Origin of the sequence: Amycolatopsis sp. BJA-103, assembly GCF_002849735.1 — a bacterium.
Classification (GTDB): domain Bacteria; phylum Actinomycetota; class Actinomycetes; order Mycobacteriales; family Pseudonocardiaceae; genus Amycolatopsis.
The window spans coordinates 5,656,713-5,671,567 of sequence record NZ_CP017780.1; the positions used below are offsets into that span (position 1 = coordinate 5,656,713).

Below are 14,855 nucleotides of genomic sequence, written 5' to 3' on the forward strand. Positions count from 1 at the left end.
GGCCCCCTTCCCTCGGCTCAGCAGAGAAGGGGGCTTTCACGCGAGTTTGGGGCGTGAGTGGCGTGTTCGGGCGAGATGGGTGCTCGCGTGTGATCGGGCGGCGGTCACGCGTGATCAGAGACGGATCACGTGTGCTTGGAGACGGATCTCGCGTGATCCGGCTCCGATCACACGAGTCACGCCCTCGCTCACCTTGGGTTCAGCCACAGCGACACCTTTGCCCTACCCCTCTAGAACCCGAATCGCCGCTCACGACCCACCTGGCCACCGCTCATCCGCACCGCGTTTTCGAAAGCGACTCCCCCACGTGGGTGACGCGCCTCTACTCCGGCCGTGTCCCGGTGAGGCAAAGCTCGCCGGATTCCGAAGTACTTGCGAGCAGGTGGATCCGCCGCGAAATGAGTTCCGCCGCCGCGCCGGGATCCGGTCTCGCGAGGCGTTGTCCAGCGGCAACAGCCCGGTGCGGACGGTCGTCGCTCCACTGTGGAGGGCTGCTGTGGAGGGCGGCTCGGGAGCGAGATGATGCGGCATCGGGGTGACCGGGGCGACCGCGCGGTTCTACGAAGAGTGGACAGCTCCGCCGTATGCCCGGCGCATTCGTCCACAGACCGCCGCGGATCCGTTCCGGGTCCCGTTTCCCCGGACGCCCTCTCTCAAGGGCGTTGAGGGGAATAGAGACGGCCTCGGCGCACCTGCCCCGAAAATGCGGCAGGGCCCCGCGCCGTGCGCGGGGCCCTGCCGTTGGCTCACTCTGGAAGAGAGAGCTTACTTCTTCTTCGCGGCCGCCGAAGTCCGCTTGGCCGGAGCCTTCTTGGCGGGAGCCTTGGCGGCAGTCGCCTTGGCGGCCGGCTTCGCGGCGGCCTTGGTGGCGGTCGCCTTCTTGGCCGTGGTGGCGCGAGTCGTGGCCTTGGCCGCGGTCTTCGGCGCCGCCTTGGCCGCTGCCGGCTTGGCGGCGGCCTTGGTCGCGGTCGCCTTGGCGGCCGGCTTCGCGGCGGTGCGCGTCGTGGCGGCGGCGGCGCGAGTCCGCGTGGTGGTGGTGCGCGTCGCGGCCGGGCGGCTGGCGGCCGTCCGGGTCGTCGTCGCGCGGGTGGCGGCGGCCCGAGTGGTGGTGCCGGCGGTCGCGCGCTTCACAGCGGTGGCCTTCGGCAGCTTCTTCGAACCGCTGATGACGTCCTTGAAGGTCGTGCCGGCGCGGAAAGCGGGCACGTTGGTCTTCTTGACGCGGACGGTCTCACCGGTGCGCGGGTTACGCGCGGTACGGGCGGCGCGGGCGCGCTTCTCGAACACACCGAAGCCGGTGATGTTCACCTTCTCGCCCTTGTTGACCGTCCGGATGATGATGTCGACAAGGCCATCGACGGCCTCCGACGCGACCTTCTTGTCGCCCAGGCGCTCCGACAGCGCCTCGATCAGCTGGGCCTTGTTGGCCATTCCAGTCCTCCAAGAAGAACTTGTTGTGCACGGCCCCGTCGGCCGACTTAGCGCACACGGTATTACCAATGCAGCACAAATTCCAAACGACGCGCGGAAATTTCCCTTGCCTCGGGGGCTGTTCCGCCTCTCGAGGGACCCCTCCGGGGCCTCTAGAGGTGCCGTTCGGTGTGGTTTCGGGGCTCTGCGAAGGACCCTCGGCCGGGGTGCGGATTCCCTGCTCAGCAAGGGAATCCGCCCCCTTCGACCGGGCCTAGGAGGTGGCCGCCGGGAGGGTCACCGGCTTCCAGGAGGGGCGCTGGATCTCGAAAGTGTCGATCTCCTCCGCGTGGCGGAGTGTCAGGGCGATGTCGTCGAGCCCTTCGAGGAGCCGCCAGCGGGTGTAGTCGTCGATCTGGAAGGGCGCGGTGAAGTCCTTGGCTCGTACCGTCTTCGACTCGAGGTCCACCGTGACCTCCGTCCCAGGCTCGTTTTCGAGCAGCTTCCACAGCAGTTCGACGTCGGCCTGCTCGACCTGAGCGGCGACGAGGCCCTGCTTGCCCGAGTTACCGCGGAAGATGTCCGCGAACCGGGCCGAGATCACGGCACGGAAGCCGTAGTCCATCAGGGCCCAGACCGCGTGCTCGCGGGAGGAACCGGTGCCGAAGTCCGGGCCCGCGACCAGGACCGACCCGCTCGTGAAGGGCTCTTGGTTGAGGATGAACGACTCGTCGGAGCGCCAAGCGGCGAAGAGACCGTCCTCGAAGCCGGTGCGGCTCACGCGCTTGAGGTAGACCGCCGGGATGATCTGGTCAGTGTCCACGTTGGACCTGCGCAGCGGGACCCCGACGCCGGTGTGGTGGGTGAACGCATCCATGGTTGGGAACTCCTTCGCGGATGTCAGCGATGTCAGCGGGCGGTGGCGGGCTGCAGGTCTTCGGGGCTGGACAGGGTTCCCCGCACGGCCGTCGCGGCCGCCACGAGGGGCGAGACCAGGTGCGTCCGGCCGCCCTTGCCCTGCCTGCCTTCGAAGTTGCGGTTCGAGGTCGACGCGCTGCGCTCGCCCGGCTTGAGCTGGTCCGGGTTCATGCCGAGGCACATCGAACAGCCCGCCTGACGCCATTCCGCGCCCGCTTCGGTGAAGACCCGGTCCAGCCCTTCGGCTTCCGCCGCCTGGCGGACACGCATCGAGCCCGGGACGACGAGCATCCGGACGGACTCGGCGACCCGGTGCCCCCGCAGGACGTCCGCGGCGGCCCTCAGGTCCTCGATACGGCCATTCGTGCACGAGCCGAGGAAGACGGTGTCCACCGAGATCTCGCGCAGCGGCGTGCCGGGCTTCAGGTCCATATAGGACAGGGCCTTCTCAGCGGCGATGCGCTCGTTCTCGTCACCGATCCGCTCGGGATCGGGCACCTCGGCGCCCAGCGGGAGGCCCTGGCCCGGGTTCGTGCCCCAGGTCACGAAAGGCGTGAGCTCGTCGGCGTTCAGGCGAACCTCGGCGTCGAAGACGGCATCGTCGTCCGTGCGGAGTTCACGCCAGTTTTCGACGGCGGCGTCCCAGTCGGCGCCCTGCGGCGCGTGCGGACGGCCCTTCAGGTACGCGAACGTCGTCTCGTCCGGAGCAATGAGCCCGGCGCGCGCCCCGGCTTCGATGGACATGTTGCACACCGTCATCCGGGCTTCCATCGACAGGTTTTCGATGGCTTCGCCGCGGTACTCGAGGACGTAGCCCTGTCCGCCGCCGGTGCCGATCTTCGCGATCACCGCGAGGATGACGTCCTTCGCCGTGACACCGGGGCGCAGGGTGCCGTCGACGGTGATCGCCATCGTCTTGAATGGACGGAGCGGCAGGGTCTGGGTCGCCATCACGTGTTCGACCTCGGAGGTGCCGATCCCGAAGGCCATCGCGCCGAAGGCACCGTGCGTCGAGGTGTGACTGTCGCCGCACACCACGGTCATCCCGGGCTGGGTCAGGCCCAGCTGCGGGCCGATGACGTGCACGATGCCCTGCTCGGCGTCGCCCATCGGATGCAGCCGGACGCCGAACTCCTTGCAGTTGTTGCGAAGGGTGTCGACCTGCGTCCGGGACACGGGATCCGCGATCGGCAGCTCGATGTCGATCGTCGGGACGTTGTGGTCCTCGGTCGCGATGGTGAGGTCGGGGCGGCGCAGTTTCCGGCCCGCCAGGCGGAGTCCGTCGAAGGCCTGCGGGCTGGTGACCTCGTGCAGCAGGTGCAGATCGATGTAGAGCAGGTCGGGCTCGGCCCCCTCGCCGCGCCGCACCAGGTGCGACTCCCACACTTTCTCGGCCAGTGTCCGGGGCATTTCCGGCTCCTCACATGCGGTGAAATAGGTACTTCCCACCATCTGGACATCTCAAACTTCGGGAAGATAGTATCGGCTTGTGGGACAGCATAGCGGTATCGGAGTACTCGACAAGGCCGTGGCCGTGCTTCAGGCCGTGGCCGAAGATCCTTGTGGCCTGGCGGAACTGTGCACGCGGACGGGATTGCCGCGCGCGACGGCGCACCGGCTCGCGGTCGGTCTCGAGGTGCATCGCCTGTTGCGCCGGGGCCCCGACGGGCGCTGGCGGCCGGGTACCGCGCTCGCGGAACTGGCGGGCGGTTCGACCGACCCGCTGCTCGACGCGGCGAGTTCGGTGCTGCCGAAATTGCGCGACATCACCGGGGAAAGCGTTCAGCTCTACCGTCGCGACGGCGTCCAGCGCGTCTGCGTTTCGACCGCGGAGCCGCCCAGCGGGCTCCGCGACACCGTGCCGATCGGTTCACGGCTGCCGATGACGGCGGGTTCCGGCGCGAAGGTGCTCGCCGCCTGGTCGGATCCGCACACGCAGCGGACGATCCTTTCCGAAGCGGTGTACGGGGAGCGCACACTGCTCGAAGTCCGCCGTCGCGGCTGGGCCCAGAGCGTGGCCGAGCGGGAACCGGGTGTGGCGAGTGTCTCGGCGCCGGTGCGGGATTCGACGGGCACCGTCGTCGCCGCGGTGTCGGTTTCCGGGCCCATCGAACGCATAGGGCGTAAGCCGGGGGCCCGATGGGCCGCGGACCTGCTCGCCGCCGCGGACGCGCTGCAGGAGCGCCTCTGAGCTCTCTCGAAATACGTGAAGGGCCCCCTGCTCATGCTGTGAGCAGGGGGCCCTTCACGTTCTACCGTCCTATCAGAACTCGTCGGCCCGGGTGAGCTCGTGCTCGAAGGCGTCCGCGCGGGCGACAAGGGACGTCAGCGGATGCCCGAACTCGTTCTGCAGGTTCAGGTCGGCCAGCGGGACCGTGTGCTTGAGCAGGGCGACGCCGTCCACGATCGCCGCGCCGCCGACCGAGTCGCCACCCGCCAGTTCGAGCAGGCGCCGCAGGTCGATCTTGTCCGCCCAGCCGACCGGGGACGAGAGCTCGACCCATTCCAGCCCGTCGTGGTCCGGCAGATGGTGCAAGGTGACCTGCTGGCCACGGCCGTCTTCGGTGTCGACCCGGAACCGGAGCCAGTCGCCCCGTTCTTCGAGCACTTCGTATCGCGCCCGGACGAAATTGATCACGCCTGCCCAGATGGACACCCTCGTCACCTCTCGGTTTCGCCGCCTCGTGCGCTGTCGAGCATGGCACATCCGGGGCGGAGGAGTGTCGATGGTCTCGTTCGGGGGGCTCACCGCCAGGTGTCGTCCTCCAGCAGTTGCAGCGATCCCGTGTCCGACTCGGCCGCCCGCCGGTGGCCCGGGATCGTGAAGCCGTTCCCGTCACCGTCGACGGCTCTGCCCCGCAGTGCCGCCACCACGCCGTCGGCCCCTGAAGCGGGCCTCGGCGCGTCTTCGGAACGCTCGTGCGGGTGTTCGGCCGCCCCCGGTCGCACCGTTCCGGCCGTCCCCGCGGCGTGCTGCGGCATCCCCGGCGGCATCATCCCGCCTCCGGCGCCCTTCGCGGAACCGATCGTGCCCCCCGGCGGGATCTCCGCCATCGAACCGAGGGCGCGCTTTCCCGAACCTGCTCGCGATGCCGCCGGAACCCCGCCGAGTCCACCGGCGGCGCCGAGTGTTCCCAGCGGCATGGGCGGCAGCGACGCGAGGCCGCCCGACGGCAGGCCGCCACCGGACAAGCCGCTCAGCGGGGCGCCCGGGAGGGTGCCGGACGCCAAGGCGTTGGGTGCCAGCCCGGCCAGCGTCGGCCCGTTCCCCGCGGACGAGGCGAGACCGGACGCGGACGGCGCTTCCGACCCGTTCCAGCCGCCGAGAAGGCCGGACGAGTCCGGGAGCTTCCCGCCCACCCCGCTTCCGCCGAGGGATTCGCTCAGGCTCTGCACCTCGGTGAGCAGGTTCACCGCCGCGTCGGCCGTTTTCACCGCGTCCGCGGCGGAACCGGTGACCTGGGGGAAACCGGGCAGCAGATCGGCCGGATTCGCGATCCCGGCGGCGGCGCACATCGACAGCATCGTCGTGTCGAAGCGGGTACCCAATCCGCTCAGGAAGACGCCCGCCTTCTGCTGCACCGCGAACGCTCCCGGGAAGTTGAGACTGAGCAGCATGGCCTCGTACTCGCCTGCCATCCCGAGCACGATCCCCTGCGCCTCCGGCAGGGCGGCCGCCAGCGAGGCCAGGTTCTCCGACACCCGGGAGTCGTCGATCCGCTGACCCCACATCGTCAGGTCGGCCAGTGACAGCTTGGTCTTCTCCTCGAACGCCCTGCCCGCGTCGTCGGTCCAGTCCGGGGCCAGGTTGTTGGCGCGGGTCTGCAACTCCACCTTGGCCTCTTCGACCCAGACGCGCGCCTCCTTCCACATCGCCGATTTCTGCATGAGGACCGGGACACAGAGCTGTGTCTGTGTGATGCACCCGACCATGACTTCCATCGGAAGTACGCCATACGGGAACAAGAGAGGCTCCTTAAGTGGTCTGCGGCGAGCCGTCGCCCGCGCCCGTGTCGGTGGGATCCGTCGTGCCGGACTGCGAGCCCGCGGCCCCGGACACCTGCTTGGCGACGCCGACCACCTTCTGGCCGAGCTTGACCCCGGATGTGGCCAGGTCGAGTGCGCTGGTGATGTCGGCGAGGGAATAGGTCGCGGCGGCTTGCTTGACCTTCGCGCCGTAAGTGACCATGTCCGCGGTGACAACGCCCAGATAGGCGTTGATCTCGGCGGTGACGGCCTGATCCAGCACCGACAAGAGCGCGCTCTCGACCATCCCGGACAGATTCGCCGGTGTCGCGAGACCCGCGGTCACCGAGCCCGGTATCGGTGGTGCCTTGAGTTGCTGGGAATAAGCGAACATCGAGCTGGGGTCGCCGTCTACGACGTCGGACATGAGCCCCTCCTCCTAGTATCCGGTGCGGTATTTCGGTTGATCGGTGGCCGGGTCGAGTTGCCACAGGTCTTCGTCGAGCACGTGCACGACGTCGTTTTCGACGGCCGGGCGCTGCCGGGTGACCGGCGGGCGCGGCGCCGCCCCCGCCCTGCCTCGCAGCGCCACGCCCGGTTCGCCCTCGGGTTTGCGCGAACGGACCGCGTTGACGTGTTCGGCGGCTCCCGGCCTGATATCGCCGCCGCCGCCCGCTCTCCCGCCCGCGCCGTTCTGCGGATACATCGGCATCATCCCCGGGCTTCCGCCCAGGCCCGTCGTTCCGCCCGCCGACCCCGCCGCGGCGGAGGTTCCCGGTAGCGCGGCCCCGAAACCCGTCACGCCGGCCGCCGGGGACGCAGTTCCGGGCATCGGCGAAACGCCGCTGCCCGAGCCGATTCCGCCCGCCCCCAGGCCACCGCCGATTCCGCCGCCACCGTCGCCGAGACCGGCGAGGGTCGGCAGGCCCAGCGGATTGTCCGGGGACGAAAGGCCGCTCAGCGACGGAGACTCACCGGGCTTCCAGCCTTCCAACGGATTCGGCACGGTCGCCGGATCCGGTACGTCCACCGATCCGGCCCCGCCCGCGCCGAGCAACTGTTCGGCGACCTTGCCCCCGAGGTCGACGGCCTTGCTGGCGACGTCGAGCCCCGACGAGGCCAGATCCAGCTGTTCCTGGAGCGTGAGCGGCTTCTGTTCTTCGGGGGTCTCCGGTGTGTCACCGGGATTCGGTTCCTGGGGCTCACCGGGGTTCGCCGATCCCGGCTGGCTCGGATCCCCGCCACCGGTCGAAGCCCCGTCGCCGGCGGGCGTGCCGTCGTCCGCCGGGCGGTCGGATCGCAGCTCCGGGACCACCACGCTCTGCGCGCCGTTCCAGTGCCTGCCCGAGGCGCCGGGCAGCGCATTGGCCACCTGGGTGTAGGCGGTGCCCAGCGGAGCGATCAGCTTGACCGATTCCTTCCGATAGAACTCTTCGGCGTCCTTACGGCTTTCAGCGGATTCCGCCGGTCTGGCCGTGTATTCGCGATAGAAACCGTCCACGGCCGTGAACACGAACTGGAGCTGATCCGCCAATCTCCGGAGCTGCCCCGCGATGTCGGACGCCACGATGCCCTTTTCGGTGTACTTCCACCCTTCGCCGGGGCTCGTCGAGATCTGCTGGGGTGGCAAGGCGACCTGTTCGCCGTCCGCCCTGATCCAGGACCGCATGTTGTTCATGTCGCTTTGCGCCTGGACGGCGAACGCGTAGCCCGCCTTGTCCGGCCAGTGCGAGGTCAGGTTTTCGACCTGCCCTTTGAACCGGCCGAGCGTGTCGCCGATCCACTGGGTGCCTTCATCCCACATCACGGCGGCGTCGCGGAGCCTGCCGATGTGCTGGTATTCGATCCTGATCTTGGTGTGCAGCTGGGAAAAGGAGAGGCTTTCGTAGTTACCCATCGTCGCGCACCTTCTTCGAGGCCATGAGGTGCCGCTACTTCGCCGGCGCTTGCTGGTAGGTCTCCAGTCCGGGCAGACCGGACCCGGTATTCTGCAGACGCCACCCGAGGACGAGATTGGCGGCCGCCGCGGCGTCCGCGTCGCGGTAGGCGACCCCGGAAGTCCTGGCGAACTTGCCGTAGGCGGCGATGCCGTATCGCACGCCCATGACGAACATCTGCAGGGAACGAGTGGCCGCCGCGTCGGCCTGGACTAGCGCCGCGCATTCGTCCAGGCCGCCACCGCACGCGCCTTCGACACGGCGTGACATCAGCTTCGGGACGTCCTGCACGATGTTGTTGAAACTCTGGGCGGCCTCGATCATCACCACGGTGTCGCCGTCGACGGTTTCGCCGGATCCCATGTCGTGCTCCTCGTTTCCAATACGTCTGGTGAAGGCAACCACGCCGGCGGCGTGGCGGGCGGGCCGCGACAGGAAGCGGCCACCGGTCATTCCTTGGGTGGCAACCAGGCGACCTGGGTCAGGCTCTTGGTCCCGCGCCGGTCGACGAGCCAGCCGCGGCCGGGTGGGAGCACCTGAGGACGCATTCCGCCGAGCAGTGGCCCTTCGTCCCGGTCGCCGGACATCATCAGGCCGGACGCGCCGACATCGCGCAGCCTGGAGAGGAACGGCTCGCCGAGGCCGAGACCCGCACCACCGCTGCGGCGGGCCAGCACGACGTGCAGGCCGATGTCCGAAGCCTGTGCGATCAACGGGAAGAGCGCGAACAGCGGATGGTCCTTGTGCGTCGCCACCAGGTCGTAGTCGTCGACGAGGACGAAGATCTCCGGGCCGGTCCACCAGCTGCGGTTCCGCAGCTGGTCGGTGGTGATGTCCGGGCCCGGCAGCCGGGCGGTGAGCCGCTCGGCCACCTGTGCCAGCAGCTCGGAGCTGTGGGAATCGTTGACCCCCATGCCGATCAGGTATTCGCCGTCGACCTCACCGAGCAGTCCCCGGCGATGGTCGACGAGGACGATCTGTGCCTCTTCCGGCGTGTACGCCTGGCAAATCCGCCTGGCGAGCACCCGGAGGAAGTTGGTCTTGCCGCTGCGGATGTCCGCCAGCACCAGGAAATGCGGGTCGTCGGCGAAGTCGAGGCGCAACGGGCTGAGGTCGCGCTCGTGGATGCCGACGGCGAAGCCCGCGTCCGGTCCGGACGGTTCGTCGGTCGCGGGGAGCTCCAGGTAGGGCAGGACCGGCGGCAACAGCCGGACCGAGGGGGCGGGCGGCCCCTGCCATGCCTTCTTGACCGCGTCCACCAGCGTCGCCACCCCGGTCGCCAGATCCTCGGTGCCGGACACTCCGTCCACCCTCGGCAGCGAAACCAGCATCTGGTGCCCGCTCATCGCGACGCCTCGTCCCGGCGAATCGGGCGGCACACTCATTGCCGCCCGCCGGTCGATCACCGAATCGATCGGGTCGCCGATCTTCAGCTCCAGCGTGCTGACGAAGAGATCCCGCACGTTCATCCGCAGATCGAAGGCACGCGTGGCGCCGGCGACGACATGGACACCGAAGGCGAGGCCACGCGCGATGATGTCGTTGACCGTCTCCTCGAGATCCATGAAGTCGTTGCGCAGGGTCAGCCAGCCGTCGATGACGAGGAACACGTCACCGTGGAGGTCTTCGGCGAATCCTCCCTCGGCCCGGAGCTTGCGATAGGTGGCCATCCCGTCGATCTGGTGCTGGGCGAACAGCCGTTCCCGTTGGGCGAGCAGGGTCGCCACTTCGGCGATGGTGCGCCGGACCGCGCCCGTGTCGAGGCGGCCGGAGACACCCCCGACATGCGGCAGGCCGGTGACTGAAGCGAGTGCGCCACCACCGAAATCGAGGCAGTAGAAAGTCGTTTCCCGCGGCGTGTGGGTGAGCGCGACACTGGTGATGATCGTGCGCAGCGTGGTGCTCTTGCCCGACCGGGGTCCCCCGAGCACCAGCACATGCCCGGCGCCACCGGACAGGTCCAGCATCAGCGGGTCGCGGCGTTGCTCGTACGGCCGGTCGACGATGCCGAGAACCGGGCGCAGCGCACCCGCCGCCCCGGCCGAATTCGGGGTCACCCCGCGCTGCGGATGGATGACCAGCGAGGGCAGCAACTGGTCCAGCGTCGGCGAGTCGCCCAACGGCGGCAGCCACACCTGATGCGCGGCTCCCCGTCCTTCCAACCGGTCGACCAGGATGTCCAGCAGCGTCTCGCCGGTGGCCAGGTCCGGATCGTCGTCGCCCGTGCGCTCCTCCGGCGGATCGTCGAGGTCCAGGGCGAGGTACGCGGTCGTGTACTCGTGCAGCGCGAATGCCTCGGCGGACGCCGACGCAGAGCCCGCCCCGGTGGCGCGCTGGTACACACCGGACACGTAGGCGGACCGGAAGCGGTCCATCGGTTCGGTGCCGACCTTCAGGAAGCCGTGCCCGGGAGCCCTCGGCAGGGTGAACGCGTCCGGTACCCCGAGCACCGCGCGACTGTCCATATCGGAGAAGGTGCGCAGCCCGATCCGGTACGACAGGTGGGCTTCGAGACCGCGCAGCCTGCCTTCGTCCAGCCGCTGCGAGGCGAGCAGGAGATGCACGCCGAGCGACCGGCCGACCCGTCCGATTTGGACGAACATGTCGATGAAGTCGGGCTTGGCCGAGAGCAGTTCGGAGAACTCGTCGCAGATCACCAGGAGCGTGGGCACCTCCGGGAGCGGCGCACCCGCGGCCCTCGCCTTCTCGTAGTCGCGCAAGGAGGAGAAGTTCCCCGCCGCGCGAAGAAGTTCCTGACGGCGGATCAGCTCACCGTTGATCGCGTCGGACATCCGGTCGACCAGATGCAGCTCGTCGGCCAGGTTCGTGATCACGGCGCTGGTGTGCGGGAGCTTGTCCAGCCTGCTGAAGGTAGCGCCACCCTTGAAGTCGACCAAGGCGAAGTTCAACGAGTTCGGCGGATGGGTGACCGCCAGTGCCAGCACGAGCGTGCGCAGCAGTTCCGACTTGCCCGAGCCGGTCGCACCGATCAGCAGGCCGTGCGGGCCCATCCCGTCCTGTGCGGATTCCTTCAGGTCGATCTCGATCGGGGTCCCGTCCTCCTTGATCCCCAGCTTGATCCGGAGCCGGTCGCGATTGGGCCGGGGCACCCAGGTGTCATCGGGATGGAAGTCGTAGGGGTCACCCAGTTCGAGCAGTTCGGCGAGGCCGAGTTCACCGCTCATCGGCGCCTCCCCGGGCAGGCCCGAGGTCAGCCGCAACGGCGCGAGTTGCCTGGCGAGGCCTTCGGCGGCCACCGCACCGAGCCGGTCGGCCCGGCCGAGGGAGACCGCGCCGTCGACGGTCTCGCTGAGCAGATCGCCGTCCGCGGCGACGTCGAGCAGCACGCTGGTCCGGTCGAAAGCCCTTGGCGGCGCGGTGCTCAGGTCCACCACGGTCACCCCTTCGACACCGCCGCCGGTCATCAGGTGGTCGGAACCGGCGACCGCGCCGCCGTCCAGGACCACCACCAGATGCGGGCCCGGCAGGCGAGTGGCCGCCTCAGGGTCGAACCGCGGCCGTTTGGTGAGCTCCTCTTCGAGCATCGACTCCAGCGCGGGGATGGTCGTGGCGACCAGTCGCAGCGGGCCGAGTGCGTCGGTGCGCTCCGGATGCAGCACGTGCGGGAGCCACTTGACCCATTCCCAGTCGGCGCGGCGATCTTCGCCGACGCAGACCGCGACGCGCAGATCGTCCGGCGACTGCATGACGGCCAGCTGGGCCAGCATCGCGCGCACCATGCCCAGGACGGCGTCGCGATCGCCGCGCGCGTGGATCCGGCTGAACCCGTTGACCGCGATGGCGATCGGCAGCCGGTCGATCGTGGCGTAGGTCGTGACGAACCGGCGCAACGCCAAGGCCGACAGCGGTTCGAGCTCTTCGAGCGGCTTCGTGTCCGGGGCGACCACGGTGAGCGCGGGACGCTGCCGTCCACGGGCGATGCGGGCGACGGCGAAGTCGGGGTCTTCCTTGCGCCGTTCCCAGAGCCGATAGCTGACCGCCAGCGACCACAGCGAAGCGGGATCCGGGTGCAGGTACTCCATCGCCGCACGCTGTTTGCGGGCCGATCGGCGCAGCCGCAACCGGTGCTGTGAAAGGTGGCGCAGGTACTTTCGCCTGGCGTGGCCCATCTCCCGCTTGCTCGGGCCGCCGCCCTGCAGGAAACCCATGGCGACCATGCCGAGCATGCCGACGCCCATCAGTCCGTAGACGACGAAGCGCATGGATCCGCCGATGGAGCCCGAGTACATCAGCAGCATCGCCGCCATCATGGCCACCATCGGCAGCACCATGAAGATCTGCGCCCACTGCCTCGACGGCGGTGGCGGGATCTCCGGCGGCGGCTGCAGAAGCAGCTCTCCGGCGGGCATGTCCGGAGCCGGCCGGCGGGCCGGCCTCTTCACGACGACTGTCGACATACCCGGAATCCTCCGCGCCCACACGATCGTCTCGACGGCGATGGCAGGAAGATGCCGGGCGGCCGAGCGAGCGCGCCACGCCGCCTACCTTCGCTGAAGAAGGACAGTGATCGTCGGTCCGGAGAAAGGAAAGGAGAACCCCTTGACGTATCAAGACGTCGATCTCGATCTCGGGATGGGTCAGCGCCAGGTTTCGTTCATCACCGACTCGGTCGGCCAGATCAACGACGGCCAACACCGGCTGAACGGCAACACCCAGGCGATGGTCGCGCAGAACAGCGGCCGGATGAACATCGCGGCCAACGACGCCTACGACCAGCTCGGGACGCAGGTCACCAAGGTGGGCACCCAGTACAGCGATACCGCCGACGGAATCCACTACGGCCTGCAGGCTCACGCGTCCTCCGACTCGGAGGCCGCGGCCGGATTCAACTACGGGAGGTAGAACGATGGCGCACAACCAGGAAAGGGTCACCCTCAACCTGGGGCAGACTCTCGATACGGCTCAGAGCACCAAGAAGACCGGCGCCGAAGCGCGCGACAACACCGATCTCCTGCACCAGCGCGCCCAGAACTTCAGTTATGAAGGCGCCCAGGGCGAATATGGCCAGGCCGTCGTGGAGAAGGATCGCTTCAACCAGCGGCTCGCCAACGAGCAGTGGGACGGTCACGACCGGACGAGCAACGCCCTGACCAACGGGGCCCACTCGCTGGTGAACGCCCGTGACATGTCGATCAACCGTCTGGGCGGCATGGGCTGAGTCCCGCGGTTTCCTTTCAAGTACGTGAAGGCCCCCTTCATTGCGCTAGACGCGGTGAAGGGGGCCTTCACGTACTTGGGACTCTTGGGTGAGCGCGGCAGGTGCGCCGGCGCTCACCCCTGAGCCTCGGTCACCGTTCGCGGATCAGGAAAACCTGCTCAGGCGGTTCGGCCACACGCGGCTCGGCGGGCGCCGAGGTCACCCGGCCCGGCCGCCAACGGCGCCTGTTCCCCCGCGGGACGAGCGCCGCCACCAACCCGGCCAGCACCAGCGCACCGAGCGCGGCGACGGTCAGCCATTTCGCCGTGGTCCCGGTTTTCTCGATCCGCGCGGCCTTCTCCAGTCCGGCGAGATCCGGAGGTGGCGGCACGAAAACGGGCATCGCCGCGGGTTTCTCCGGATCGAGGCCGTCGGTCACCGCGCGGTAGGGATCGACCAGTCCGGCGCCGTAGGCGGCGCTGCCGAGTCCGCCTCGCGCGGGATCGGCCGTGGCCTTCAACCGCTGGATCACTTGCGCGGCCGACAAGTGCGGCCACGCCGAGCGCACCAAGGCGGCGGTCGCGGCGACGAAGGGCGCGGCGAAACTCGTTCCGTCGACCTGGGTGTGGCCGTCTTCCCTGGTCGCGGTCAGCACCTCGGCGCCGGGCGCGACGATGCCGACGTACGAACCGACCTGGGAGGTTCCCAACCTCGCCCCCGCGCGGTCGACCGCGCCGACGCCGAGCACACCGTCGTAAGAGGCCGGAAAGGACGGTAGCCCGGCCGCCGCGTTCTGCTGTGAATTGCCCGCCGCCGCCACCACGACCACGTCCCTGGCCACCGCGTGGGCCACCGCCGCCCGGATGGCGGGGAAATCGCTGAACCCCGCCAGCGAAAGATTGATCACACGAGCGCCTTGATCGGCCGCGTAACGGATTCCGGCGGCCACCGCGTCCGGGTTGATCCGCAGCGACTCTCCCCGATCGCTGATGTCCCGGTCGGTGATCCGCACCGGGAGGATCTCCGCGTCCGGGGCGAAGCCGTGGAATCCGATGCCGGGCAACGGATCGGCGGCGATGATGCCCGCGACCCCGGTGCCGTGCGACACGCAGTCGAACGAGCCGGGCAGCCCGCCGGGCAGGTAGAAATCCCGGCCCGTCCGTACTTTGCCCGGTCTGCGCAACTGCGGGTGGTCGGCGTCGACGCCCGAATCGACCACCGCGACCAGCACGCCCGCCCCCTTGCTGTGCGGCCAGACCCGTTGCGGATCGAGCGTCTGCTGTGGCCACGGGAGCGCTTGGATCCGCTCGTGGGCGGGATCGGGATCGTGACACACCCCTGCCGGTGGAGCCGCGGACGCCGGAACGGCCCCGCCGACCAGATGAACCGCGGCCAGCGCACCGGCCGCCGCGAGTGCCGGAAGTCGTCTCATTTCGGCAATCGTCGGGCAGGACGGGCCCGGTCTC

At 69.1% G+C, this 14,855-nt stretch carries 13 protein-coding genes; 3 read left to right on the forward strand and 10 right to left on the reverse strand.

Annotated features, from left to right (window positions below; all coding sequences use genetic code 11):
* Nucleotides 1-765: 765 nt before the first annotated feature.
* The 3 genes from BKN51_RS24625 to leuC form a co-directional block, all read right to left on the reverse strand.
* A complete protein-coding gene (locus tag BKN51_RS24625; protein WP_101609846.1) occupies nt 766-1,431 on the reverse strand; it encodes an HU family DNA-binding protein in 666 nt (221 codons plus the stop codon).
* A gap of 253 nt (nt 1,432-1,684) precedes the next feature.
* Nucleotides 1,685-2,287, reverse strand: a complete 603-nt coding sequence (gene leuD / locus BKN51_RS24630; protein ID WP_101609847.1) for a 3-isopropylmalate dehydratase small subunit — start codon at nt 2,285-2,287, stop codon at nt 1,685-1,687.
* A 32-nt stretch (nt 2,288-2,319) separates the two neighbouring features.
* Entirely contained in the window at nt 2,320-3,738 is a 1,419-nt protein-coding gene (leuC, locus tag BKN51_RS24635; RefSeq protein WP_101609848.1) for a 3-isopropylmalate dehydratase large subunit, read from the reverse strand.
* Between the two features lie 79 nt (nt 3,739-3,817).
* On the opposite strand from leuC, the gene BKN51_RS24640 reads away from it, so the two are divergent.
* Nucleotides 3,818-4,519: an IclR family transcriptional regulator gene (locus BKN51_RS24640; RefSeq protein WP_005158149.1), complete on the forward strand. Its 702-nt coding sequence runs from the start codon at nt 3,818-3,820 to the stop codon at nt 4,517-4,519.
* Nucleotides 4,520-4,591: 72 nt separating this feature from the next.
* Here BKN51_RS24640 and BKN51_RS24645 read toward each other — a convergent pair whose 3' ends face one another.
* The 6 genes from BKN51_RS24645 to eccCa form a co-directional block, all read right to left on the reverse strand.
* Nucleotides 4,592-4,984, reverse strand: coding sequence for a hypothetical protein (locus BKN51_RS24645; protein ID WP_101609849.1), 393 nt, complete (start codon nt 4,982-4,984; stop codon nt 4,592-4,594).
* 89 nt (nt 4,985-5,073) lie between these two features.
* Entirely contained in the window at nt 5,074-6,201 is a 1,128-nt protein-coding gene (locus tag BKN51_RS24650) for a hypothetical protein (RefSeq protein WP_146044291.1), read from the reverse strand.
* A 103-nt stretch (nt 6,202-6,304) separates the two neighbouring features.
* Complete coding sequence (locus BKN51_RS24655) at nt 6,305-6,721, reverse strand: hypothetical protein (RefSeq protein ID WP_101609851.1); 417 nt, start codon at nt 6,719-6,721, stop codon at nt 6,305-6,307.
* Between the two features lie 12 nt (nt 6,722-6,733).
* A complete protein-coding gene (locus BKN51_RS24660) occupies nt 6,734-8,191 on the reverse strand; it encodes a hypothetical protein (RefSeq protein WP_101609852.1) in 1,458 nt (485 codons plus the stop codon).
* A gap of 34 nt (nt 8,192-8,225) precedes the next feature.
* Entirely contained in the window at nt 8,226-8,594 is a 369-nt protein-coding gene (locus BKN51_RS24665) for a hypothetical protein (protein WP_101609853.1), read from the reverse strand.
* An 86-nt stretch (nt 8,595-8,680) separates the two neighbouring features.
* Complete coding sequence (gene eccCa, locus BKN51_RS24670) at nt 8,681-12,649, reverse strand: type VII secretion protein EccCa (RefSeq protein WP_101609854.1); 3,969 nt, start codon at nt 12,647-12,649, stop codon at nt 8,681-8,683.
* Nucleotides 12,650-12,791: 142 nt separating this feature from the next.
* Here eccCa and BKN51_RS24675 point away from each other — a divergent pair, with 142 nt between their 5' ends.
* Together BKN51_RS24675 and BKN51_RS24680 are read left to right on the forward strand one after the other, a co-directional pair.
* Nucleotides 12,792-13,094, forward strand: a complete 303-nt coding sequence (locus BKN51_RS24675) for a hypothetical protein (protein ID WP_146044290.1) — start codon at nt 12,792-12,794, stop codon at nt 13,092-13,094.
* A 4-nt stretch (nt 13,095-13,098) separates the two neighbouring features.
* Nucleotides 13,099-13,410 carry a hypothetical protein gene (locus BKN51_RS24680; protein ID WP_101609856.1) on the forward strand — a complete coding sequence of 104 codons (312 nt, stop codon included), beginning with the start codon at nt 13,099-13,101 and terminating at the stop codon, nt 13,408-13,410.
* Between the two features lie 130 nt (nt 13,411-13,540).
* Here BKN51_RS24680 and mycP read toward each other — a convergent pair whose 3' ends face one another.
* Nucleotides 13,541-14,821 carry a type VII secretion-associated serine protease mycosin gene (mycP, locus tag BKN51_RS24685; protein WP_101609857.1) on the reverse strand — a complete coding sequence of 427 codons (1,281 nt, stop codon included), beginning with the start codon at nt 14,819-14,821 and terminating at the stop codon, nt 13,541-13,543.
* Nucleotides 14,822-14,855: the final 34 nt, after the last annotated feature.

Bases quoted from the DNA above. Each gene is read 5' to 3' on its own strand.
- BKN51_RS24625 (WP_101609846.1), bottom strand. From the start codon at position 1,431: ATGGCCAACAAGGCCCAGCTGATCGAGGCGCTGTCGGAGCGCCTGGGC.
- leuD (WP_101609847.1), bottom strand. From the start codon at position 2,287: ATGGATGCGTTCACCCACCACACCGGCGTCGGGGTCCCGCTGCGCAGG.
- leuC (WP_101609848.1), bottom strand. From the start codon at position 3,738: ATGCCCCGGACACTGGCCGAGAAAGTGTGGGAGTCGCACCTGGTGCGG.
- BKN51_RS24650 (WP_146044291.1), bottom strand. From the start codon at position 6,201: ATGTGGAAGGAGGCGCGCGTCTGGGTCGAAGAGGCCAAGGTGGAGTTG.
- BKN51_RS24655 (WP_101609851.1), bottom strand. From the start codon at position 6,721: ATGTCCGACGTCGTAGACGGCGACCCCAGCTCGATGTTCGCTTATTCC.
- BKN51_RS24660 (WP_101609852.1), bottom strand. From the start codon at position 8,191: ATGGGTAACTACGAAAGCCTCTCCTTTTCCCAGCTGCACACCAAGATC.
- BKN51_RS24665 (WP_101609853.1), bottom strand. From the start codon at position 8,594: ATGGGATCCGGCGAAACCGTCGACGGCGACACCGTGGTGATGATCGAG.
- eccCa (WP_101609854.1), bottom strand. From the start codon at position 12,649: ATGTCGACAGTCGTCGTGAAGAGGCCGGCCCGCCGGCCGGCTCCGGAC.
- BKN51_RS24680 (WP_101609856.1), top strand. From the start codon at position 13,099: ATGGCGCACAACCAGGAAAGGGTCACCCTCAACCTGGGGCAGACTCTC.
- mycP (WP_101609857.1), bottom strand. From the start codon at position 14,821: ATGAGACGACTTCCGGCACTCGCGGCGGCCGGTGCGCTGGCCGCGGTT.